The 21337-nt window shown below is 61.9% G+C and carries 14 protein-coding genes and 1 other RNA gene; 8 read left to right on the top strand and 7 right to left on the bottom strand.

The window, feature by feature from the left end; all coding sequences use genetic code 11:
• Positions 1-74: 74 nt before the first annotated feature.
• The 3 genes from ACYOEI_RS23290 (at position 75) to ACYOEI_RS23280 (ending at position 4337) form a co-directional block, all read left to right on the top strand.
• Positions 75-221 (top strand): hypothetical protein, encoded by a 147-nt coding sequence (locus ACYOEI_RS23290; protein WP_462852013.1) that lies wholly within the window; start codon positions 75-77, stop codon positions 219-221.
• Between the two features lie 174 nt (positions 222-395).
• The gene (locus ACYOEI_RS23285; protein WP_462852012.1) at positions 396-1034 is read left to right on the top strand and encodes a hypothetical protein; all 639 of its coding nucleotides are present in this window, start codon (positions 396-398) and stop codon (positions 1032-1034) included.
• A 234-nt stretch (positions 1035-1268) separates the two neighbouring features.
• On the top strand, positions 1269-4337 hold the full coding sequence (locus ACYOEI_RS23280) for a proline dehydrogenase family protein (protein ID WP_462852010.1): 3069 nt from the start codon (positions 1269-1271) through the stop codon (positions 4335-4337).
• Positions 4338-4431: 94 nt separating this feature from the next.
• On the opposite strand, the gene ACYOEI_RS23275 is transcribed toward ACYOEI_RS23280, so the two are convergent.
• Positions 4432-5532: a TlpA disulfide reductase family protein gene (locus ACYOEI_RS23275; RefSeq protein WP_462852008.1), complete on the bottom strand. Its 1101-nt coding sequence runs from the start codon at positions 5530-5532 to the stop codon at positions 4432-4434.
• A 332-nt stretch (positions 5533-5864) separates the two neighbouring features.
• Entirely contained in the window at positions 5865-6362 is a 498-nt protein-coding gene (locus ACYOEI_RS23270) for an aminoacyl-tRNA deacylase (RefSeq protein ID WP_462852006.1), read from the bottom strand.
• Positions 6363-6571: 209 nt separating this feature from the next.
• On the opposite strand from ACYOEI_RS23270, the gene rnpB reads away from it, so the two are divergent.
• The 3 genes from rnpB to dacB all read left to right on the top strand — a co-directional run bounded on the left by rnpB (position 6572) and on the right by dacB (position 9578).
• Positions 6572-7011, top strand: an RNA gene (gene rnpB, locus ACYOEI_RS23265) — RNase P RNA component class A.
• A gap of 256 nt (positions 7012-7267) precedes the next feature.
• Positions 7268-7543, top strand: a complete 276-nt coding sequence (locus tag ACYOEI_RS23260; RefSeq protein WP_462852004.1) for a hypothetical protein — start codon at positions 7268-7270, stop codon at positions 7541-7543.
• 364 nt (positions 7544-7907) lie between these two features.
• Positions 7908-9578 (top strand): D-alanyl-D-alanine carboxypeptidase/D-alanyl-D-alanine endopeptidase, encoded by a 1671-nt coding sequence (gene dacB / locus ACYOEI_RS23255; protein ID WP_462852002.1) that lies wholly within the window; start codon positions 7908-7910, stop codon positions 9576-9578.
• 631 nt (positions 9579-10209) lie between these two features.
• On the opposite strand, the gene ACYOEI_RS23250 is transcribed toward dacB, so the two are convergent.
• On the bottom strand, positions 10210-10452 hold the full coding sequence (locus ACYOEI_RS23250; protein WP_462852001.1) for a DUF3072 domain-containing protein: 243 nt from the start codon (positions 10450-10452) through the stop codon (positions 10210-10212).
• Positions 10453-10728: 276 nt separating this feature from the next.
• On the opposite strand from ACYOEI_RS23250, the gene ACYOEI_RS23245 reads away from it, so the two are divergent.
• A complete protein-coding gene (locus ACYOEI_RS23245; RefSeq protein WP_462851999.1) occupies positions 10729-10971 on the top strand; it encodes a hypothetical protein in 243 nt (80 codons plus the stop codon).
• Positions 10972-11119: 148 nt separating this feature from the next.
• Here the strand turns inward: ACYOEI_RS23245 and ACYOEI_RS23240 are convergent, their stop codons facing one another.
• The gene (locus tag ACYOEI_RS23240; RefSeq protein ID WP_462851997.1) at positions 11120-11584 is read right to left on the bottom strand and encodes a putative quinol monooxygenase; all 465 of its coding nucleotides are present in this window, start codon (positions 11582-11584) and stop codon (positions 11120-11122) included.
• 657 nt (positions 11585-12241) lie between these two features.
• Positions 12242-16510, bottom strand: coding sequence for a hybrid sensor histidine kinase/response regulator (locus tag ACYOEI_RS23235; protein ID WP_462851995.1), 4269 nt, complete (start codon positions 16508-16510; stop codon positions 12242-12244).
• Between the two features lie 541 nt (positions 16511-17051).
• Here ACYOEI_RS23235 and ACYOEI_RS23230 point away from each other — a divergent pair.
• A complete protein-coding gene (locus tag ACYOEI_RS23230; protein WP_462851994.1) occupies positions 17052-17393 on the top strand; it encodes a hypothetical protein in 342 nt (113 codons plus the stop codon).
• Between the two features lie 93 nt (positions 17394-17486).
• Here ACYOEI_RS23230 and ACYOEI_RS23225 read toward each other — a convergent pair whose 3' ends face one another.
• Positions 17487-19757, bottom strand: a complete 2271-nt coding sequence (locus ACYOEI_RS23225) for a serine/threonine protein kinase (protein ID WP_462851993.1) — start codon at positions 19755-19757, stop codon at positions 17487-17489.
• 907 nt (positions 19758-20664) lie between these two features.
• Positions 20665-20997 (bottom strand): hypothetical protein, encoded by a 333-nt coding sequence (locus ACYOEI_RS23220; RefSeq protein WP_462851992.1) that lies wholly within the window; start codon positions 20995-20997, stop codon positions 20665-20667.
• Positions 20998-21337 lie beyond the last annotated feature (340 nt).

Genomic DNA, 21337 nt, shown 5'->3' with positions numbered 1-21337 from the left:
CCGGTGCCCTCGCAGAGTTCTATGCCGAACTCTGACCGGAGAGCCCCATTCCTCCCCAGATCGCAGCCAGCGAGTTGGCCCGACATATAAGGGACGGCCTGGAGGCGGAGGAGATCGTCGACCTCTGGAACGTCGTGTTCCCCACCGACCGGCACGTCTGGTACGACGAGGGATCAAGGGTCATCCATTACAATGAGGAGATGGTCGGATCCTCGGACTAGCGGCGAGTTCGACCTGCCCTCCATCCTTCGGAGTGAGCCTTACCCTCAACCGCCCTCCAGCATTTTCAGGAAGACGTCGCACGGGCCAGGCCGATTGTTGCCCATGCTGACACGCTCCGGCACGACACCGACGGCCAAAAGCGCCTCCGATCCGACCTGCTGCGGAGCGGATCGATGTTCGCCGTGGCTGCGCTCGACGCTTACTATTGTGATGCATACACCGATATCGTCGCAGCCACTGCCAGTTCGAAGAGCCGACAACCGGCGATCGTGCTCCCGGAGTGGGTCTACGACATCAAGTTCCCGATCCGGGCGATCCTCGACGAATACGATCACGAGAACTGGCGAGGGCGGATGGCGGCCAGGAAGATGATGGAACGTGAGACCGTGATCAGTCTGCCTCCCGTACAAACGCTCTTCAACAGATTCTTCCGCAAGGGGCAACGTTTCTTCCGAGGCCTCCTCGAAAATTGGATGTCCCGCCCGGTTGCGAAGGTTCGGCTCTTCGGTATCCGTCCGGCAGCTTACGCCGCGAGGGCTCCCCAGGACAAACACCTTGCGCGTGAGGTCGCGATCGACCAGCTTGAGGAGCGATTCCGTACGATCTTCCAACGACGACACGACCGTGTCCACAACTGTGACCGCCCGCGAATGGCCCCGCAACCGCTCGACAAAGGAAGCACCGTTTTGAAGGTCATCCAGGACATCGAATTCCTGGTGCATCGAAGCGACGAGCACATCAACATCGAATTCCGACAGTTCCTCGTCGACGCCAAATGCTCTGCAACGACGATCGCCCGGGCCGGGTACTGAGCCCCTCACCCACGTCCACGCATGTCATCGAACCGCTGAAATCGAGTCCCGCCGAGATCCGACGAGTCTTCGTCGGCCACCGTCTCACTATCGGGCGACCCGAACTTGGGAAGAACCGGAACACCCGCACAGGCGATCTCCGAAGAAAAACGATCCTCGAGCCTGAAACGGCCGTAGAATGGAGTAACGGGAGGCCCCATCCGTTCGCTCGACCTCCCGTGGAGGACCCATTCCATGGGCTCAGTCATGGTCGACCGGACCACGTCGCAAACCGCGCTGGACCGTCGTGCGCAGGAGATTGGCCGAGACCTCTTCGCCAGGATCGGCCGGGGTTCCGCCCCTTGGGAACGGGGGTGGTGGGATGACCGATTGATGAATCTCACGCTGGACGATCCTGCGGTCAAGGTCCAGCTTTTCCGGTTCATCGACGCGATGCCCGCCCTGAAAGACGCCGGAACGATCCGGCGCCACCTGGCGGAGTATCTCGGCGAAGCCGGCACGAATGTCCCCGGGTGGCTCCGCCTGGCGGTCGGCCTGGCGCCTGAGGGGACGCCCGGGGCGAGCCTCCTCGCGGCGGCGTCGCGATTCGGCGCAGGCCATATGGCACGTCGCTTCATCGCTGGCGCGACCCCCGACGAGGCCCTCGAGACCGTCCTCCGGCTGCGTCGGCAACGGATCGCGTTCACCGCGGACCTGCTCGGCGAGGCGGTGATCAGCGAACACGAGGCCGAGACCTATCAACAAACCTGCCTCGAGGTGATCCGGGGACTCTCCGGCCCCATGGCCCACGCCCCCGAGGTCCCGCAGATCGACCGCGACGACCAGGGTGCGATCCCTCGCGTCAACCTCTCGTTGAAGCTCTCGAGTCTGACGCCCAGGTTCGACGCCTTATACTCCGAAGCCACCTCGAGGCGGGTTGCCGAACGACTCCGGCCGATCCTCAGGGTCGCCCGCGAACGCGGGGCGTATGTCCACGTCGACATGGAGCAATATGCTTACAAGGATCTAACGCTCGCGATCTTCCGCTCGGTCCTCTCCGAGCCCGAGTTCCGCGACTGGCCCGACGTGGGCGTCGTACTCCAGGCCTACTTGCGCGAGACCGAGGGCGACCTTCGCGCGTTGTTCGACTGGGTCGGACACCGAGGAACCCCGGTGACGATCCGCCTGGTCAAGGGGGCGTACTGGGACTATGAGGTCGTGCTCGCCCGGCAGTCGGGCTGGCCGGTCCCCGTCTTCCTCGACAAGTGGGGGACCGACGCGAGCTTCGAGCGTTGCGCCCGGTTCTTGATGGAACACAGCCGACAGCTCCGCCCGGCGATCGGCAGCCACAATGTCCGGAGCCTTTCGTACGCGATGGCCGCCGCCGAAGCCTTCGGCGTCCCGGCGAACGGCTACGAGCTCCAGACCTTGCACGGCATGGGCGAGCCGATCCAAAGGGCCCTGGTGGACCTGGGCCGTCGGGTCCGGGTTTATACGCCTTACGGGGCGATGCTCCCGGGGATGGCGTACCTCGTGCGCCGGCTCCTGGAGAACACATCGAACGAGTCGTTCCTCAAGGCCAGTGTTGCCGAGAATGCCCGGGTCGAAGACCTGTTGCGAGATCCCGAGGAGGTTGGAGCCATGTGGGGCCGGAACCGTCGTCCCAAGGCCGGTCCGCTGACGTCGGGCCTGCCGCCATTCTCGAACGAACCGCCGACCGACTTCTCCCGTCCCGAAGCCCGCAACTCGATGCGCAAGGCCCTCGAGGAGGTCCGGGGCCGCCTCGGGAAGAAACATCCATTGATCTTGAAAGGTCGCTCGGTAGCGACGGGGCTCGAATTCGCCTCGACCGACCCGGGCGACGCCTCGAGGGTGGTCGCCCGCTTCGAGCAGGCCCGGCCCGACGAGGCCGACAAGGCGGTTGCGCTCGCCGTGGCGGCGTCGCGGACCTGGTCGTCGAAGCTGGCCGCCGAACGCGCGTCGGTCCTCCTCCGCGCAGCGGAGATCATGCGGGCACGGCGGTTCACCCTCGCGGCCTGGGAGGTCTACGAGTGCGGCAAGCCCTGGCGCGAGGCCGACGGGGACGTCGCCGAGGCGATCGACTTCTGCAACTTCTACGCCCGGGAGATGCTCCGCCTCGATGAGGGCCGTCACCGCAACGTCCCGGGCGAGACGAACGCCGTCGACTGGATCGCACGAGGGGTCGCGGCGGTCATCGCCCCTTGGAACTTCCCCCTCGCGATCCCGACCGGGATGACGGTCGCCGCGCTTGTCGCGGGCAACGCCGTCGTGCTCAAGCCGAGCGAACGTTCGCCGATGATGGCCCAGCTCCTTTCGGACATCCTCGGCGAGGCTGGCCTGCCCGAGGGGACCTTGTCTCTCCTACCCGGCTTCGGCGACGTCGGCCAGGCCCTGGTGGACGACCCTCGGGTCGACGTCATCGCCTTCACCGGATCTCGAGACGTCGGACTGGCGATCCATGGCAAGGCCGCCCAGCCCTGGAAGGGACAGGACCACGTCAAGCGCGTGATCGCCGAGATGGGAGGCAAGAACGCGATCATCATCGACGACGACGCCGACCTCGACGAGGCGGTCGTCGGCGTCCTCCAGAGCGCCTTCGGCTATGCAGGCCAGAAGTGCTCGGCGTGCTCACGTGTGATCGTACTCGACGGTGTCTACGACGTCTTCGTCGCCCGACTCGCCGAAGCCGCGAAGGCCCTTCCCGTTGGCCCTGCCGACGACCCCGAGACGGCCGTCGGCCCCGTCATCGACGCCAGGGCCCGCGAACGGATCGAGGAATACAAGGCGATCGCCGCCGGGGAAGGCGACGTCGTCCTCTCCGTCGACGTCAGCCCCCTGGCCGGGCGCGGACATTTCGTCGGCCCGATGATCGTGGCCGGCGTCCAACCCCAGGCTCGAGTCGCCCAGGAAGAGATCTTCGGCCCGGTCCTGGCCGTCCTCCGCGCGCAGGACCTCGACGATGCCCTCCGCATCGCCCAGGGCACGGCCTACGCCCTGACCGGCGGCCTCTACTCGAGGAGCCCCGCGCACATCGAGCAGGTCCGGCGCGAGTATCGTGTGGGCAACCTCTACATCAACCGGCCCATCACCGGCGCCCTCGTCGACCGCCAGCCCTTCGGCGGCTTCAAGCTCTCGGGGATCGGCACCAAGGCCGGAGGCTCCGACTACCTCCTCGAATTCCTCCTCGCCCGTACCGTGACCGAAAACACGCTACGTCGCGGGTTCGCTCCCGACACCGAAGACTCAGCCACACCGGAGCCAATGCAGGCAGGGCGTAGCACACATCCTCACGCCCAGGCATAGTCGGAGGGGGTGGAGCCCTGAACCTAGCCCAGAAGCAAGGCCGAGTTGCGGAAGAAGTGATCAAATTTAGAAGATCAGAGAGATAGAGCCCAGCTCATTCTTTCTTCTCGCTTGCGACCGCCTTTCGATACTGATCGAGGCGGTCCTTCATGCCGTTGTCGTCCACCCCGGGCGCGAGGAGGCCGACGGCCTTTTCCTGGGTCTCGACGGCCTTGGCGGGGCTGCCGGAGTCGAACTGGACCTTGGCGAGCGTGTCGAGGATGGCGGGGTCTTTGCCCTCGGTGAGGGTGTTGGCCCGCTCGGCGGCCTTGAGGGCGAGCTTGATGTCGCGTTTGTCGAGTGGCAGAGGGCTGCCGGGGTCGACGATGAACCAGGCGATCGCGTTCAGCCCGTTCGGCTCGTCGTGGAACAGGGTGTCCACGAGCTTCGCGCCATAGGACGAGACGAGGTCGGCACGACCGCCTCGGATCAGGATGCCGATCTTCTGGACGGCCAAGGCCCGCTCGAGCGAGGGGTCGTCGGCGAATGCCTTATCCAGAGCGGCAATCGCCTCGTCGAACTTCTTGTCCTTCAGGAGTGGTCGCAGGGTCTCGCCGAGCGCACCGATCTTACCCTCGAGCGCCTTTTCCTCTTTCCTCTTACCGAGCGCCGCGGCAAGGTCCCACTTGTCGGTGATCACCTTCTCAAGGACCTTGTCCATCTGCATGGGGTGCCCGATCCAGGCGATCTTCCCCTTCCGGACGATGAATGCGGTCGGAATCCCCGCCTCCTCGGATGCGTCCATCCAGGCCATGGCCATCTTGCCCGCCTCGGCCTTCTCTCCCTTGGGGACGTCGTCGACGGCGACGCTATAGTCCATCTTGTCGCCCATTTCCTTAAGGAACGGCTGGACCTCCGTCGGGTCGGTCTCCCAAACGCTGATGCCGAGGATCGAAACCCCTCGATCCTTGTAGGCCTTCTGGAGCTCAGTCAAGTGGGGGATGCTCACCCGGCAAGGTCCGCACCAGGTCGCCCAGAATTCGACGACGTAGGTTCGATCCGGGTCGAGCTTGTCGACCTTCTCCCCCTTGATCCACGACGAGACCGCGATCGGGGGCGCATCGTCACCGATCGTGAGTGGGGCTCCGCTCGCGTCTGCTCCCAATCCGATGACGCTCGCGAGTGACAGGGCCAGGCCGATCGCCCATTTGCACATGGTTCGGACTCCGCTAGAAAGTTGCCGGTCGCGATCGATCACACGTCGCTTTCGACGACTCTAACGGACCGTCCGCCTCCGCCGCAATCACGGGCACCCCCTTCCATGGAAGGGGGTTGGGCCAGAGTCGAACGAAGTCCAAATCCGGGCGGGCGTTGCTCCCTCTTCGGCAAGTCGACGGCCGAGCCCTCCGGACCGAGATCTCCTCCTCATTCTTTCGGAAAAAGCCGGCCGTTCGCCGCGGCGAACGCCGAAAACAAGAGCCGAAGGCCGTCGGAGACGAGAGCCCTCGGGCCGTGGCCGGAAAGATGGGATGGAGCCGCGAGGGCAACTCAGCCCGCTTGTCGCCGCGGTGGCCGGCGCTGTCGAGGGGTCGTCGTGTGGGCGAAGCGGGCGCGGATCGGAGACTCGAGCGCCTCGTAGTCGCGATACCGCATCCGCATCCCTTCATGCCGAGTGTTCCCGGTGACGACGATCTCGGACCCGCCCGAAAGGCTCGCGTCGACCACGGTCGTCAAACCGTAGAGCCGGCCGAACGGAGGAAGGGCGCCTCGCTCGCAATCGCCGAAGATGCGCTCCACCTCATCCTCGCTCGCGATCTCAACCTTGCGACCGCTCAAGGCCTGGGCCAGCCGGACGAGATCGATCCGACTGGTCGCCGGCAGGACCGCCAGGGCATAAGACTCCTCGGCCCGGACCAGGACCCCCTTGGCCACACAGTGGCCGGAGACGTGAATCACATGCGCCAGTTTCGTCGCCGAAGGCACGGGCGCGTGCAAGAGGGGTTGGAACCAGACGTGTTGGCTCTGGAGATAATCGCGGATGGACATCAGGGTGCCTCCTAACCTGGGGGTTATTCACAGTATAAACGATTTGGGCGAAATAGGAAATTTGTGCCTAAGAATCTTGCGAGGGCGGTCGAAACGACGGGACGGGTCAACCTCTCGGCCAGGTGGTGGTTCACAGTCCGAGAGGAATCGTTCGCAGGTATAGAAAAGCGTTTGAGAATCCCTCTGAAGGAGTTATGATGAAGGGGGACGTGGCGTGTTGGATGATCGCTTCGGCGCTTGGTCTCATGGAAACATGGGGCGGGGACATGCCGAGGAGGAAAGTCCGGACTCCGCAGGGCGCGGTGGTGGGTAACGCCCACCGCCCGATTTCGGGAAGGGAAAGTGCCACAGAAAACAGACCGCCGCGGTCGACCCAGTCGCCGCGGTAAGGGTGAAACGGTGAGGTAAGAGCTCACCAGCAGGCCGGGTGACCGGCTTGGCTCGGCAAACCCCACCGGGAGCAAGACCAAATAAGGGAGCAACGGGGCCGGTCCGGTCGAAAGATCGGGTCACCTCGGCGGATTGGCCCGATCCGCTACGACTCCCGGGTAGGTCGCTGGAGACGCCGGGCGACCGGCGTCCGAGAGAAATGATCATCCGAAAACATTTATGTTTTCGACAGAATCCGGCTTACAGGCACGCCACGCCCCTTGCCTGCCCTTCGTTGACAACGCCTATCGACTCGGCCCGTTTCTCGACGCCTCTTCCGCGTTGGCACGAAAGATGAGTGTCTTCATTCCGTCGCTGCAGAACTCCGTTTAGTTAGGTCGTCCCTCCAGGCACCCGACCAGATTCGCGGAGGATCGAACTTGCCCCCCGACCTACCGCCCGCTATGATGGATGCATCTGGTCATGGAGTTAATACCTCCGGTCTTCGCCGAGATACGGGCGAGGAGGAGCAGGACATGGATACGGAAATGGTCGTGACAGGAGCGATCGTGGATTCCTGGGTCGAGCCCGCAAGGGCCTCCGGCGTGGGATCGCGGCTGGTCCTCCAGGTTGCCCCTCGTGGCCGACCGAAGGACCTCATGATCGTCGAGGCCGAGGCGTCGCTTGTCCCCGACCGGGGCTGGCTTGAAGACCTCGGCGAGAACCTCTGCCACGGGAGCCCCGTGGCCGCCGTCGGCCGGCTGACTCTGAGCGGATTCTTTGCGGCGACGCAGCTCCGCCTCGCTCGTTAATCCTTCCCCCACCCTCCTCTCCCAAGGTTGGAGCGTTCCCTACCCCACCTCACGTTCCGGGCCGTCCGATCCGCGACCTCGATTTCGGCCGACCACCCGGGCCAAGTCGGCTCCGGCTTCCTGACGGATGCCCCGGACCCTTGGCCGCCTGCTCCCCTCTCCTGACGCCAGAGCATCCTTGCGTTAGAGATCTAGGTCCATCGCTCGGCGAGCGATGAGTCGATCGGGTATCCGTGCCCCGCGTTGGCCCGCCGTTCTTGATGAAGTGACGTCGGTATTGAGGGCCTCCTCAAACGATCCGCGCAAGGGTCTCCGTACCTAAGGGGGATGCCGGTCGTTCTCGGTCACGCGACGATCAACGTCCATGGCGGGCGTCGAGGTCGAGGTCATCGCCGTGACGGCCGGTCTCGAGGACGAGTCCATGGCGAATCGGTCGATATGCTGGGCGTTCCTGTTCGGTCTCGCCACGTCTCTGCCGGCTGCGGGAGCCGAACCACTCGAGTCTCGGGTCGATCGCGTCCTCGCGACCAAGAAATACGAGAGAGCCCATTGGGGCTTGCTCGTCGTCGACGCCACCACAGGGTCGACCCTCTACGAGCGAAACGCGGACCAATTTTTCTGCCCGGCCTCGGTGACCAAGCTCTTCACGACCGCCGCGGCCCTGGCCGACCTGGGTGCCGACTATCGCTTCCAGACGCCGATAGTCCGCCGGGGTGAGGTCGGCAAAGACGGCACGCTCAAGGGTGACCTGATCCTGGTCGCGCGAGGCGACCTTAGCCTCGGGGGAAGGACCGGTCCCGAGGGGACCCTGCTCTTCCGAGACCACGACCATACGTATGCGGGAGGCCACTTCGAAGGAGAGCTCGTCCCGGTCGACCCCCTCTCCGGGCTCGACCAACTGGCGAGGGAGGTCCATGCCGCGGGGATCAAAACGATCTCCGGCGACGTGCTCGTCGACGACCGCTACTTCGACTCGAACGAGAGCTCGGGCAGCGGCCCCTCGCGCGTCGGTCCGATCATCGTCAACGACAACCTCATCGACGTCCTGGTGACCCCCTCGGCCAAGGCTGGGGAACCCGCTTCCGTCGCAATGATTCCCGCGACGTCGTTCGCCTCGATGGAGGCGAAAGTCGAGACGGTAGCGGCCGGGGGCAAGCCCCGCCTGGAGGTCCGCTCGCTGGGATCGCGGCGGTTCTCGGTCCGCGGCGAGCTCCCCGTCGGCCATGCGCCCGTGGTCAAGATCTATGAGGTCGAGGAGCCGGCCGCGTTCGCCCGTACCCTTCTGATCGAGACGTTGCGGAGACGAGGGGTCGCGGTCGAAGCCGCGGCGATCGGCAACAACCCGGCCGACCGGCTCCCCACGAGCCCCGAGGTCGCCGCACTTCCGAAAGTTGCCGAGTACACCTCGCCCCCGCTCCGTGAATATTTTCGCGTGATCCTCAAGGTGAGCCACAACCTCCACGCGAGCACCCTCCCGTTGCTCGTGGCGGCGCACCACGGCGAGCGGACCCTAGAATCCGGCCTCAAGCGTGAGGGGGAACTCTTGAAGGACCTGGGCGTGGACGTCTCGACAATCTCGTTCGGCGGCGGCGCCGGCGGCTCCCGCGCGGACCTGGTCACCCCCCGGGCAACAGTCGCGCTCCTGCGATCCCTCGCCGCCCGCCGCGACTTCCCCGCATACGAGGCGGCACTCCCCGTCCTCGGCCGAGACGGCACCCTCGCCAAGTCCGTCGCCTCCGACAGCCCTGCCCGAGGGCACGCCCGTGCCAAGACCGGGACCTACTGGGTCGACAACGGCCTGAACGGCAAGTCAGTCCTCCTCAGCAAGGCGCTGGCCGGTTACATGGAGACCGCCTCGGGCCGGCCGCTCGTCTTCGCTTTCTTCCTCAACAACGTCCCTCTCGACGTCACCGACTCCGAAGTCACCGACGCCACCGCCGCCGCCGGCCGACTCCTCGGGACCCTCTGCGAAGTCTTCTACACCTCCGACTCCAAGGACACCCCCAAGCCCCCCTCGGCGCCAACGGCTCCGTAGCCCTCGATCCTGCGAAATCGACCCAGGACGAATGGCTCGGAGTCGATACCCCGAGGAGTATGCAGCAAGCGACATCCCGAGAACCGGGGCACTCCTGCCCCGGCTATAGGGATGTCGGCGGGGATTCGAAATTTCGAAATTCGAAAAATACTTATCCCGACTGTCCGCTCGATATTGTTGGAGCGACCTACTGTAAACGTCGCGCGTTACACGGAATGGAAGGCGAGCGAAGTGTCCACGGTAGTCGCTAGCTATTGACACGTACGTGATTGGAACACGGATTCGGCACGCAGACGCGGCGTGCTTCGGTGTAATCGACCACAGCGATCACGCATACGAGTCTCCAACGCACCGCTACCGCCACTTCCGCGTGGCGAGTTCGACCCTGTCCTGCTTATTCCTCCCCCTCCCCTTCCGAGCATCGAAGTCCCAAGACTTCTGTTGAATCCGCTGGACCGCATGCCTCGTTAACGAGTCGGTGAGCCGCCACGGGTTTCGGCCCCATGGGCGAGAGATGGGAATGAGCGACCCGCTCGCTGGCAGGCCGCCACCTTTCCCTCTACCATTTTATCACGGTCGCCCGAGTTGAGGCGACAGCCTCGAACCTTCCGCATATTACGGGGCCGGCGCGTCAGGCTTTCCTGGCCTTCGGTTTCTTCGCAGCCTCGCCGACGCCGGTCTTCTCCCGCAGTTCGTCGATTTTCATCGAGGCCTCGGCCTTTGTCATGTCCTCGGGGACCTCTTCTCCGGCCTTCCTCGCGAGCGTGTGGACATAAGAGTCCTGCGCCCCGGTCATCGGCTCCTCGCCGGTGGTCCATTCGGCCGGGTCCTTGATCGCGCCGTTCTCGGTGTCGGGTGCCTTCCGGTCGCTCATCGGTCCAATCTCACTCTTTGGCCCACGCCGCCTCCCGCATCGACGATGCTCTCAAGAGGCGGCGAATGTGGACCAAAGTACAGCAATGCGCGTGCCGAATGGTCACTCGGTCGGGCGGTCGCGAGTGGGCCCATTTCTCGGACAGATAACCTTCGAATTCCCGCCGTGGAACTCGCCCGATTTTCCGAACCAACCTGTTTCCATTAATATATTTACTTAACCGCACAAATAAACGATTACGACTGCCGATGCGGCCGTTTTCAGACAAGGAAAAATATGATGCGACGTCTCGAAAACTACGTTCGGGAATACGGGCCAGAATTCGGCCCGATCCTCTATCGCGCGATCCGGAGCCAGGCTGCGCAGGCAGGGGTGAGTACCAGGCTCCGCCGCACGATCGACGTGCTGACGGGGAAGACGCCTACTCCCGTCAAGCGGGAAAAGCCGTCTCCGCTGTTCGAGACGAAGAACGCCGACCCGACGATCGAATCAACGCCATCCGTCGCAAACGCTGCGTAAAGCGAACCGCTCCCGGAGGCCATGGAAGGTCCCGGGATTTTAGCGTGCGCCCACCTGCAATTCGTTGGGCTTCGGCGAGCCGATCAACTGGACCACCACGGCTAAATCGCCTCGATGGCCCGCACCCAGACACCGCACTTCCCTTCCATCAGGCTGGCTTGATCGGCTTGCCGAGCATCACCCCGAACTTGCCGTGGAGGACGTCGAGACGGTAGAGCTGGGCCGGGAAGGCCAGCATGTCGTGGAGCAACTCGGACCGCAGGAAGTTCCGGCCTCCCGGGCCGCCATCGTGGGTGTGCCGGGCCTGGACGTCGGGGAAGGCCTCGAAGATGAAGAACGTCGTCTTTGAGTAGCGAAGCGCAAACCAGGGTCCGGTCCCGGGCTCCTGGTCGACTCCGGCGTTGATGTCCCGCAGGAAGGCCTGCAGCAGGTCCTCCTTACCGGGCTTGGCCTCAAGATGGATGTAGTAGGCCTTCGGCCCCGGCGTGTCATCGAGCCCGTGGACCACGAAGCCGGGATGGGCCGGATCGTCCTGTGACCAATCCGGGCTCGGGTTCGGGTTGGGCGGAAGACTCACGCCTTCGCCTGCGTCTTCAGCCGGTGTGTGGCTCATTTCGCCACTAAACCAGTTTGGCGGCATACCGTCACGATCGCGAAATGCGACGTCGCCGCATTCCTGATGATAGTCAGCCCCACGGCGCGACCCAAAAAATGGAGTTTCCGTCGAGGAGGCGGCCATCATTATCTGTCATATCTGCAATGGCAGTGGCTGTCTACTCTTCACGAAGTCCCGCGAATGGTGCCCATGCCCTTACTGAGGAGGTTCTGGGGCGACCGTTCAGCACGCCCCTGCATTGATTGGGCCGGGAACGAGAAAGCATAAGCAGGCATGAACCAATTTCACACGGCCCACGCCCGGCGGCTCTAGGACGATTGCTTTCGCTCAAGCCCAGCCAACCGTGAGCCGATACTAACAATGTGCCTTGCCCGCGCCCCGCGCCAAAAATTTATGCTGTCCGGCGGCTCGACCGCCCGACATTGCAGCCGCCGCGAGCGGCAGGCAACGCACCCACAACCGGAGCCGGGTAGGCAACCCCTACCCGGCTTTCGGTGTTTCTGGTGATCGCTCTCGGCTCAAAACTCCCGTCTCGCCGTCGCCTCGCAAGCACCCCCGGCCATTACGACGTAGGGACCCACGCTGTTTTCGAGCAGTCCACTTGCTCCGGCCGACGGGCGTCGCTGGGGCGTCGATCTCCTGAGAGCTCCCGATCTATCGCTGACCGTTCGCGCCATGGGAGAGTAGCGCGAGCAAGGCGTCAAGATCGACAGGTTTGGTAAGGTGGAAGTCAAACCCCGCTTCCCTGGAACGGCGTCGATCTTCCTCTTGGCCATAGCCGGAGACGGCGACGATCATCGCATCCTCGCAGCAGGATTCTTTCCTGAGCTTGGCGGCGACCTCATAGCCACTCATGCCCGGCAGGCCGATGTCGAGCATGATGAATTCCGGCTCGAACTCTCGGGCGACATGAATGGCTTCGTGTCCGTCGTGGGCAGTCGCGACCTCATGACCGACGAGTTTGAGCAGCCGAGCCATGCCCCGAGCCGTATCCACGTTGTCGTCAACGACGAGAATCCTCGACTTGCGATGCACTTGATCCTTCTGGCCGTTACCCGTCGCCCCTGCGAGGATCGGCTCCTGCACGCGCGGGAGGTGGATCACGAATTCGCTTCCCTTTCCGGGCCCTTCGCTCTGAGCCGTGATCGATCCCCCGTGCATCTCCACGAGTTTCTTGACCACGGTGAGGCCGATTCCCAGGCCCCCTTCGGATCGTGCCAGCGACCGATCTCCCTGGGCGAACAGCTCGAACATCTCCGGCAACCTCTCAGGCGGGATGCCCACGCCGCTATCCCGGACGCTGATGACAACCTCAACGTCCTCCACTCTGGCCGAAAGCCAGATGTGGCCCGCGTTCTCGCTGTACTTGGCGGCGTTGTTCAGGAGGTTTACGACGACCTGTTCGAGTCGGGTCGGGTCTCCGTCGACCCAAAGATTGCCCCGGTCAATATCCAGCTCGAGCGTGTGCTTTCGCTCTTCAACCAGCGTCCTGACCGTGGCGGCCGCGCTCTCGAGAATTGGCGTGGCCTCGGTCACATCCCGACGAAGGACGATCTTGCCGCGGGTGATTCGCGAGACATCCATCAGGTCGTCGATAAGCCGAGACAGGTGCTGCATCTGCCGGGTGATAACCCCATTCGACCACTCCAGGTGCTCTCTGGCCTCTGATTTCGAAGCCAGCTTTACGGCATTGCCGATCGCCGCGAGTGGGTTCCTCAGCTCATGGGCGAGCATGGCGAGGAACTCGTCCTTGCGCTCGTCGTTGCTTCGCAACTCCTGATATAGCCTCGCGTTCTCGATTGCGATCGCCGCGAGCTGCGACAACTGGACCAGGATCGCTTCGTCCTCGACGGTAAAATGACCCTCCTGCTTGTCCGAGATTTGAATGAGGCCCATGCTCTTACCGTTGCGCCCCACGAGCGGTGCGGCAAGCCAGCCGTTCACCGTTTCAAACTCTCCATGATCCGCCCTCCACATCGGATGGACATCCAGATCTTCCTTTGTCAGGCGAACCGCCTCGTTATTCGAGACCATCTCCTCATAAAACATCAATCTGTCGATACTCGGCGGATGGGATCCTTCGGGATGTTTGGCGGAGTTCGAGACGACGTTGATCGGTTGGGGGTGGCTCGGATTGAGCATCATGCTGGTCGCGGCCTGGTGTGCCTCGATGAGTAGGCGAGCCTCAGAGGTCACGACCCCAAGCACGGAATCGACGTCATGGGCCGAATTGATGCGTGTGGCGATATCGGCCAGTCTCTGGAGCTGCGAGGCCCTCCGCTTCGTAGACTCCTCCGCTTCCTTCGCGTCCGTCGCGTCTTTGAAAACCTTACCGAAGCCACGGAGCTTCCCGTAGTCGTCGTAGAGGGCGGTCATCACGCCATCCGCATAGAAACGCGTCCCCCCCTTCCTGAGGTGCCAGCGCTTGTCCTCCGCCCGGCCCGTCGCCGCCGCTTTCCCCAGTTCCTTCTCGGGGACACCATCCGCCCTGTCCTCGGGCGTAAACAGCAGATGTGCCGACTGCCCGATCGCCTCGACGGGAGAATAGCCCGTGATTCGCTCGGCCCCTCCCTGCCATTCCAGAACCATTCCTTCCGCGTCTGCAATGACAACGGCGTAGTCCTTGATGTTCTCGACGAGGAGATTGACCCGCTCGGTCTTCGATCTCACTTCCTGCTCCGCACGCTTTCGCTCGGTCAGGTCGATGCCTTGGGCGAGGATGCCGGTGACATCGCCATCCGTGTCGCGAAGAGCCTGGTACACGAAATCTAAGTACCGCTTTTCCATTGGACCGTCGGGCGAGCTCTGCAGCCAGATGGCGACGTCTGTGCCGACATAGGGCTGTCCCGTGCGATAGACCGCGTCGAGTAGTTCGACAAAACCCTGTCCCTTGATCTCCGGCAACGCCTCGAGAACCGGCTTGCCGAGGATGTCTCGGTGTCCGACGAGCTGGCAATAACGATCATTGGCCATTTCGAAGATATGTTCAGGGCCGGTGAGGACGCACATGAAGGATGGAGCCCGCCGGAAGACCTCGACCAGACGCTCTTTTTCGGTCTGGAACTCTCGCAGGAGCCGCTCCCGATGTTGCTCGGCCTTCATGCGGTCGCTGATGTCGTTGAAGAGGACCGCCACCTTCCGGCCTTCGTCATTGCCATATTTTATCGCGGAAACCTCGAACCAACGGCCCAGCACTTTGACCTCATGGATCATTCGCAGCGGTTCTCCGGTCAAAGCCACCTTGCCGTAGGCGTCGATCCAAAGCGTCTCGTGCTCGGGGACGGCCTCCAGCACGGTCTTGCCCGTCACATCGCGCAGCCCGGTGTGCTTTTCAAATGCCGGATTCATTTCCAGGAACCGGTAATCCACGGGCCTATCGGCCTCGAAGAGCACGTCGATGACGCAAAAACCTTCGTCGATCGTGTTGAAGAGCGCGCGGTAACGCTCTTCGCTCGCCTTCAGATCTTCTTCGGCGGTCTTGCGTTCGGTGATGTCGCTGATGGTGCCGTCGAAGCTCAGGAGCCTCTCGCCATCGTGATTCGGCTTGCCTTTGGCGAAGATCCAGCGGATATCCCCGTCGGGACGCCCCACGCGATATTCAATGGCGTAAGGTTCGGGATCGATGGGCCGAGTCGCCGCGGCGACGGCGGACCGCACGCGCGCCTGGTCCTCAGGATGGATCACAGCGACTGTCTCGTCGTAGCTGAGCTGATCCCCCGAGATGCCGAAGATGGTCCGGAAACGCTCATCCGTGATGAGGACGGAAGTCGCGGGGTCGAAATGCCATGCCCCAAGACCGGTCGATTCCAGCGTCAGCCTCAACTGCTCCTCGCTGACCTTAAGTGCCTCCTCGGTACGCCTACGCTCGGTGACGTTGCGGAAGTAGACGGATAATCCGTCGACTGCCGGATAGGCGTGGACCTCGTACCAGCGGTCGTGGTCGGGGTAATACGAAGTGAAAGAGACGGCGACTCTTTCGTCGACGGCCTTGCGATATGACCTCTCAAACTCGCTGCCCGCCACGCCGGGGAAAGCTTCCAGAAGTCCATTGCCCAGGAGATCGCCCGGCTCTCGCCCCAGGACCACTTCAGCCTGGGGATTGACGTAAGTGAACCGCCATTCTTGGTCCAAGGCAAAGAATGCGTCTGTGATGCTCTCGAGGATATTCCGGTTTAATGCTTCGCTATAGGCGAGGGCTTTTGCGGCCTTCCGTTTTTCCGTGACGTCGTGGAAGACCAGGACAACGCCTACGAGTTCGCCTGAGTCGTCTCTGATGGGAGCGGCGCTGTCGTCGATGGGGCGTTCAGAGCCGTCCCGGGCGATCAGGATCGTATGGTTCGCCAGGCCCTGGATTCGACCGGTCTCCAGGACCTTGGCGACCGGGTTTTCGACTGCCTCCCTAGTCGTCTCGTTGACGATGACGAACACGTCCTCGAGCCGCTTGCCACGGGCCGAGGCGATATCCCATCCGGTCAACTCCTGGGCGATTCCGTTCATGAACGTGACGCGCCCCTCACCGTCGGTGGCGATCACGGCATCGCCGATGCTTGATACGGTGGCCTGGAACCTTCGTCGCTCCGCACGTTCGAAGGATTCGGCCTGCCGCCGGGACGAGGCGAGGAGCCCGATGAAGAGTGAAACCAGTAAGAACACCAGCGTGGGGACAATGCCTGTGGGACCGATCTGGAAGGAACCGAACGGCTCTAAGAAGAAATATTGGCCGATGAGGATCGAGGCTGCCGTCGCGAGCAGGCTCGGCCCGAAACCACCAAACCAAGCAGCCGTCAGAACGGCAGCGAAGAAGAAAGCCCACGGGGTTGGCTTGAGGAGGGGCCAGGTGATATAAGTCGCGGCAAAGGCAAGGAAAGCGGCCACGAGGGCGACACTGTATCTTCGAAGCCGCCCCGGTTGGGGGTTCATCATCCTCATATCCAAAATCGCTCCGTCGCGTCAGCTATCCCGATAAGGATTTCCCCTCCAATCGTAACAAAAACGCGGGTAACGGGCACCCGCCTAGCTCGGGAGGGGCGGAGCGACCTAAAGTTAAAGACAGCGATCACTTGCGGCCGAATCAGCCCGTTTCGGGTTCAGAACATCCCTTCGTGATCTCCAGGGCTGGCGAGAAGGCCGCGGTCACGTGTAGAGCAAGCCGCTCCCATTCTGGGTAGGCCTGGACTTTTCGATGGCCCGTTATTACCGGGCGGTGGATGGGCCGATCCGGCCGTTAGGTGTCGGTTCTCCTCCGTGTTCCGAGGTTACGCAGTCCTTGGTCATCTTATCGCATAAAATATCGCTTGATCGAAGATAATAATAAGGACATAGCATCCGCTAACGCACGGGCAATGAAACACGGCGATAGGATGGAGAGAATATGGGATGCGATAGACACAGTGATTCGGAAAGACGTGTCATCGGCGTCTGGCAACCTTGTGATGCAAAGCCGTTCGATTGACGTTCGTATGGAATGTTCGGATTCTTGGCCGAGGTTCGTAATTATTCAGCAGTACCGCCGATCTCGAAGCCTCGTGGATTCCCCGAGGATGCGAATATTCTGGTCAGAGTCGAATACGATGAGGGATTGGGATACCATCCTGCCTCTTGGTTGTCTGTGAGCGAGCTCCTCGAATCCGACTACGATGCTCCGATGGAAGATCGGCGGATCATGCGGGATGGATATGGTGGCTGCACCTGCGAACCTGGCGAAGGACAAGCCATGTCGTTCCGGGAGTTTCTTGGGCAGGCCTTCTTCGATGACCTTGCAGCTCAAGAGTTAACGATGTTTTTCGCAAAAAGTAGAGACCTATGAGAAGTGAGAATCGGCTCTACACGGCTTGTGGGCAAAGGATAGCCGCCACGTAAAACCCTCTTGCTCCGGCGCGCACTTCTCACCGGGTTGACTCTACCGAGACTCTTCCAGTTCCGGCAGGTCCGGCAGGCCTTCCAGCAAGAGCTTACCGTCCTCTCCGGTGGCCTTGATATTCCTGAATCTCGCATTCGCGTTCACGGTGGCCACGTTAATCGTTCCATATGTGATCACATCATCAGCTTCTTGAAATATTTCCCGATGATTCACGAAGTAGACGATCAGATCCCCTTTCTTCTCGACTCGCAAATGAGCCCACGTCTCGTCGTCGTGGGCAACGTCGAGGGGTACAGGGGCCGGACCGGACTCGAACTGTCCATTGTCGAAATGCCGTAGGAACGCGACCGAGCGATCGTTCACGACCTGCAGTCCAAAAGTTACGTACTTGGCGGCGCCAAAATGAAATTCGATGAAGCCATTCCCTTGCTCACGCTTGGCTTCGGCTTCGACGGTAAAGTCGGCCAAGTTGACGCGACGGGTGAGCTCCAACATGGAATGCGACCCGGCTCTTCGAATGACGAGCTCATCCTGGCTCATTCTCCAAGGGCTGTTCCACACCATCTTAACGGGATATCGAGGGGTCGGTTTCAAAGGGACGGTCCGTGCCGCCGGGGCTCCTTGACGGTGTTCAACCCGGGTGATCGAGGTCGCCGATTTCCGCTCATCCACGTCGAGCTTGGACTCAGCGTCCTTGACGGACGAATCCTGCTTCACCGAATCAGGCGGCGTGCCCGGCGTGGTCGCCGGTTTCTGCACGCCCGGCCTCGGATCCACCGTGAGATCGACGAGCGGCTTCCCGTCTTCCGCCAAGGTGATCCGGGTCGCCGATTTCGGCTCGCCCAGGTCGACCTTGATCTCCGTATCTTTGGTTTTCAAATAAACAACAACACCCAGCATCAACACGTTGAAACCGGCGGCAGCCGCCCACAGAGGCCACCGCGTCCGGTGACGCGCACGATCATCTGCCGGCACACTCCGGAGCTCGGAACTCGAGGACTCGTTCGTCGACAGTACGATTTCGCGGAAGACGTCCAAATCCTCCCCACGCCCCTCGATGACCTTCGGCGCGGGGGCGTGCTTGGGCCGGTGACTTGCCGAGGGCGTTTCCAGGGTTCGGGTGTCGATCGGAATGGCGATCTGTGGCCGGTTCGTGTCTACCCGCGAATTCGTCTTCACGGTGGTCCTGTTTTTGAAGAAAGGCAGCAACGCCTCGGCCGCCGCGCCCGGCGTTTGGAACCGTCTTGCCGGTTCCTTGGCCATCAGCTTTGCGACCAGGGCCGCCAACTCGGATGGAACTTCCGGCCGGATGAGGTTCAGCGGGTCGGCTTCCCGGGAAATATGGGATTGGTAGACATCATAAAGCGACTTCGCCAGGAACGGCGGACGACCGGTCAGCAGGTAATAGAGTGTCCCGCCCAGGCTGTAGAGATCCGCGCGGATGTCGACTCTGTTTGAATTGAGGATCTGCTCCGGGGCGATGTAGTCCGGAGTACCGAGGGCCTGGCCTTCGTGAGTCAGGCGCAAGTCGTGCGACTCCTCGCGATTCGCCTTGGCCAGCCCGAAATCGAGGACCTTGAGCAGCCTTCGCGAACCGTCATGGGTCAGCATGAGGTTCTGCGGCTTGATATCACGGTGGACGGTCCCACGTTCGTGGGCGTGCTGGAGTCCCAAGGCCACCTGGTACCCGAAGTAGGCGACATGCCCGACGGCCAACGGCCCCTTGGCCTTGACCAATCGGGAGAGGTCGAGGCCTTCGACGTACTCCATCGCGAAGACGAGCCCCCCTTCGATGCGAAAGGCGGTATAAGCCGTGACGATGTTGGGGTGCTGCAAATTGGCGACCGCACGAATCTCGCGCTGGAAGCGATCGAGGACCCCGGGCCGTTCCATGACCTTTCCGCTGATGACCTTGAGGACCTCGTCCCGTCCCATCAGGGAGTTATGCGCAAGGTAAACGACCCCCATCCCGCCCCGCCCAAGCTCTTGCTTGATTTCGTAATCGAGGTGATTGGCGAGTCCCGGCGGCAGAGAATCGACCGTGGGCGTCACCTGCTCGCCGATCGCGGAGTCTCTACCGATCGTCCCCACGACCGACGCGCCCGGCCCGGGCAAATTCAAGGCCGAGTTCCCAATGTCCCGAAGCCTCCCCAGGAACGAGTCGGGCGACAACTCGGCCACCCGTCGTCGGCAATTGGCGCACTGCTCGAGGTGCTCATCAACATGAAGGCTCAAGTCATCGTCGAGCTTCCCCAGCCCGTATGCGACCAAAATCCGATTCTCAGGGTGCTTCGACGTCAACGAGTCCAAAGGTCGGTCTCCTGGGCGGGGACTTTGGCAAGACGAACAGTTCCCTACCGAAAGGAAAGGCGGGATCGACAACGGACCTGTCACGAAAAACGGAAGTTTTCCGGAGAGAGTCCTCGGCTTCCTCTCGGAGGTCGCGCCGGAATCCGAGAGCTCGGGGAGAATCTGACTCTCCACGCAGATCTCCCCTTCGATGGTTCTTTGTGCCTTTGTGGTGAAGCCTTCTTCTGAATCGGGCTCGATGGGGATAAGCGAGGAGTCTCAATAGATCCTCGAAGATTTCCAATTTCCTCTGTGTCAGTCTGCGTCATCTGCGGACCGTCCTGTGCCTCTTTTCGTAGACCGATGTCGGGTCGTTGTCTTATTTTTTGGAAAATCGCCCAAAACAGGCGTGTGATGTGCCGTGGCTCCGGACCTGATTTACGAGTGGAAAGCCGCCGCCCTGGGGCGGCTCGGAGGAGCACTTGCCGCCTTGACCTTCGATTTCTTGTTCTCACTCGTTGGCGCTTCGGCAACAGTATAATGGAGGGAAAACCGAGGTGGATCCTCGCCAATAAAAACGGCATCGTCCCCATCGGATACGAGTGTCAGTGTCCAGGCTGGCTTGAAAGACGGCGAACAGATAATCCTTGCCCCATAATAGTGGGCAGCCCCATTCAACAGGACCTCGCGAAGTCTGGCCGCGTAAGCCAAGGCCCCCTCAGGTTCGTTCAGGGCCCCTCGTTCGGGCCCGAGATGATCCTGAGCGGTGACATCCCAAGCACAACCGAGCAGTGCAACAAAAATAGCGAAATGGACCATATGATCAAACCTTTGGATATTGCTTACCTAAGATGCTTGCCCACTCGCGAGCGGAGGCGACCCAGACCATGTCTACGGTAACGTTACCGGGGATCGTCAAATGCACCAGCTAAAGCGACTCGACCCAAACCCTCACGTGCCTGCCCAGCAATCGGTCCTGCTTATCGAAAAGCCAGTAAACATCCATGGTCCCATTGGATTTCCATAAATCTACATGCACATTCGGAACTTCCGAAATCAGGACCTCTCCGATGTCCTTGAGCCCCAAGCCAACTTCCTTCGCAATGCCTACGTCTTCGAAATGGTTGACCCAAACCCGTCGAAACGGAAACTTCACGAGCCACTCCTCGACCTCTTCTCGAGTCGCTCCCAATCCGGGCGATGCGGCGATTCCTCGCTCAAGTTTCCTCGGAGTCCAGCCTTCCACGTCCAGGGCACGCATCCTGTAAGATCCCCAAACCAACAACGTCAAGATCGAAACCAACAAAACCGTACAACAAACAACGAATAACAGGGCGAACCGCCTTATCCAGACCATAACCGGCCATCCTCCGGTTTGCATGATTACGCTTCGATGGAAGCTGTTGGCTGCACGCCCCGCGCGATGAAATACCAATGCACACAACATTAAAACATCAATTATGTAAACAACATCAAAATTCGATAAATCCAGAAATCCAGAAGGTCCCGGATCTGACTTGGGTGACCTCGCGAAAGGGCTTCGTCCACAAGATCATTATGACCTTGGACGCTGCCGCGATCTGGATACGCATCACCCAAAC

This window comes from Singulisphaera rosea (assembly GCF_054877945.1).
Note: the sequence above shows the minus strand (reverse complement) of the source record. Positions and strands in the feature narration are given on the sequence as shown.

Bases quoted from the DNA above. Each gene is read 5' to 3' on its own strand.
- ACYOEI_RS23230 (WP_462851994.1), top strand. From the start codon at position 17,052: ATGTTCGGATTCTTGGCCGAGGTTCGTAATTATTCAGCAGTACCGCCG.
- ACYOEI_RS23220 (WP_462851992.1), bottom strand. From the start codon at position 20,997: ATGCGTGCCCTGGACGTGGAAGGCTGGACTCCGAGGAAACTTGAGCGA.
- ACYOEI_RS23240 (WP_462851997.1), bottom strand. From the start codon at position 11,584: ATGAGCCACACACCGGCTGAAGACGCAGGCGAAGGCGTGAGTCTTCCG.
- ACYOEI_RS23275 (WP_462852008.1), bottom strand. From the start codon at position 5,532: ATGTGCAAATGGGCGATCGGCCTGGCCCTGTCACTCGCGAGCGTCATC.
- ACYOEI_RS23280 (WP_462852010.1), top strand. From the start codon at position 1,269: ATGGGCTCAGTCATGGTCGACCGGACCACGTCGCAAACCGCGCTGGAC.
- ACYOEI_RS23285 (WP_462852012.1), top strand. From the start codon at position 396: ATGTTCGCCGTGGCTGCGCTCGACGCTTACTATTGTGATGCATACACC.
- ACYOEI_RS23260 (WP_462852004.1), top strand. From the start codon at position 7,268: ATGGATACGGAAATGGTCGTGACAGGAGCGATCGTGGATTCCTGGGTC.
- ACYOEI_RS23250 (WP_462852001.1), bottom strand. From the start codon at position 10,452: ATGAGCGACCGGAAGGCACCCGACACCGAGAACGGCGCGATCAAGGAC.
- ACYOEI_RS23245 (WP_462851999.1), top strand. From the start codon at position 10,729: ATGATGCGACGTCTCGAAAACTACGTTCGGGAATACGGGCCAGAATTC.
- dacB (WP_462852002.1), top strand. From the start codon at position 7,908: ATGGCGGGCGTCGAGGTCGAGGTCATCGCCGTGACGGCCGGTCTCGAG.
- ACYOEI_RS23235 (WP_462851995.1), bottom strand. From the start codon at position 16,510: ATGATGAACCCCCAACCGGGGCGGCTTCGAAGATACAGTGTCGCCCTC.
- ACYOEI_RS23270 (WP_462852006.1), bottom strand. From the start codon at position 6,362: ATGTCCATCCGCGATTATCTCCAGAGCCAACACGTCTGGTTCCAACCC.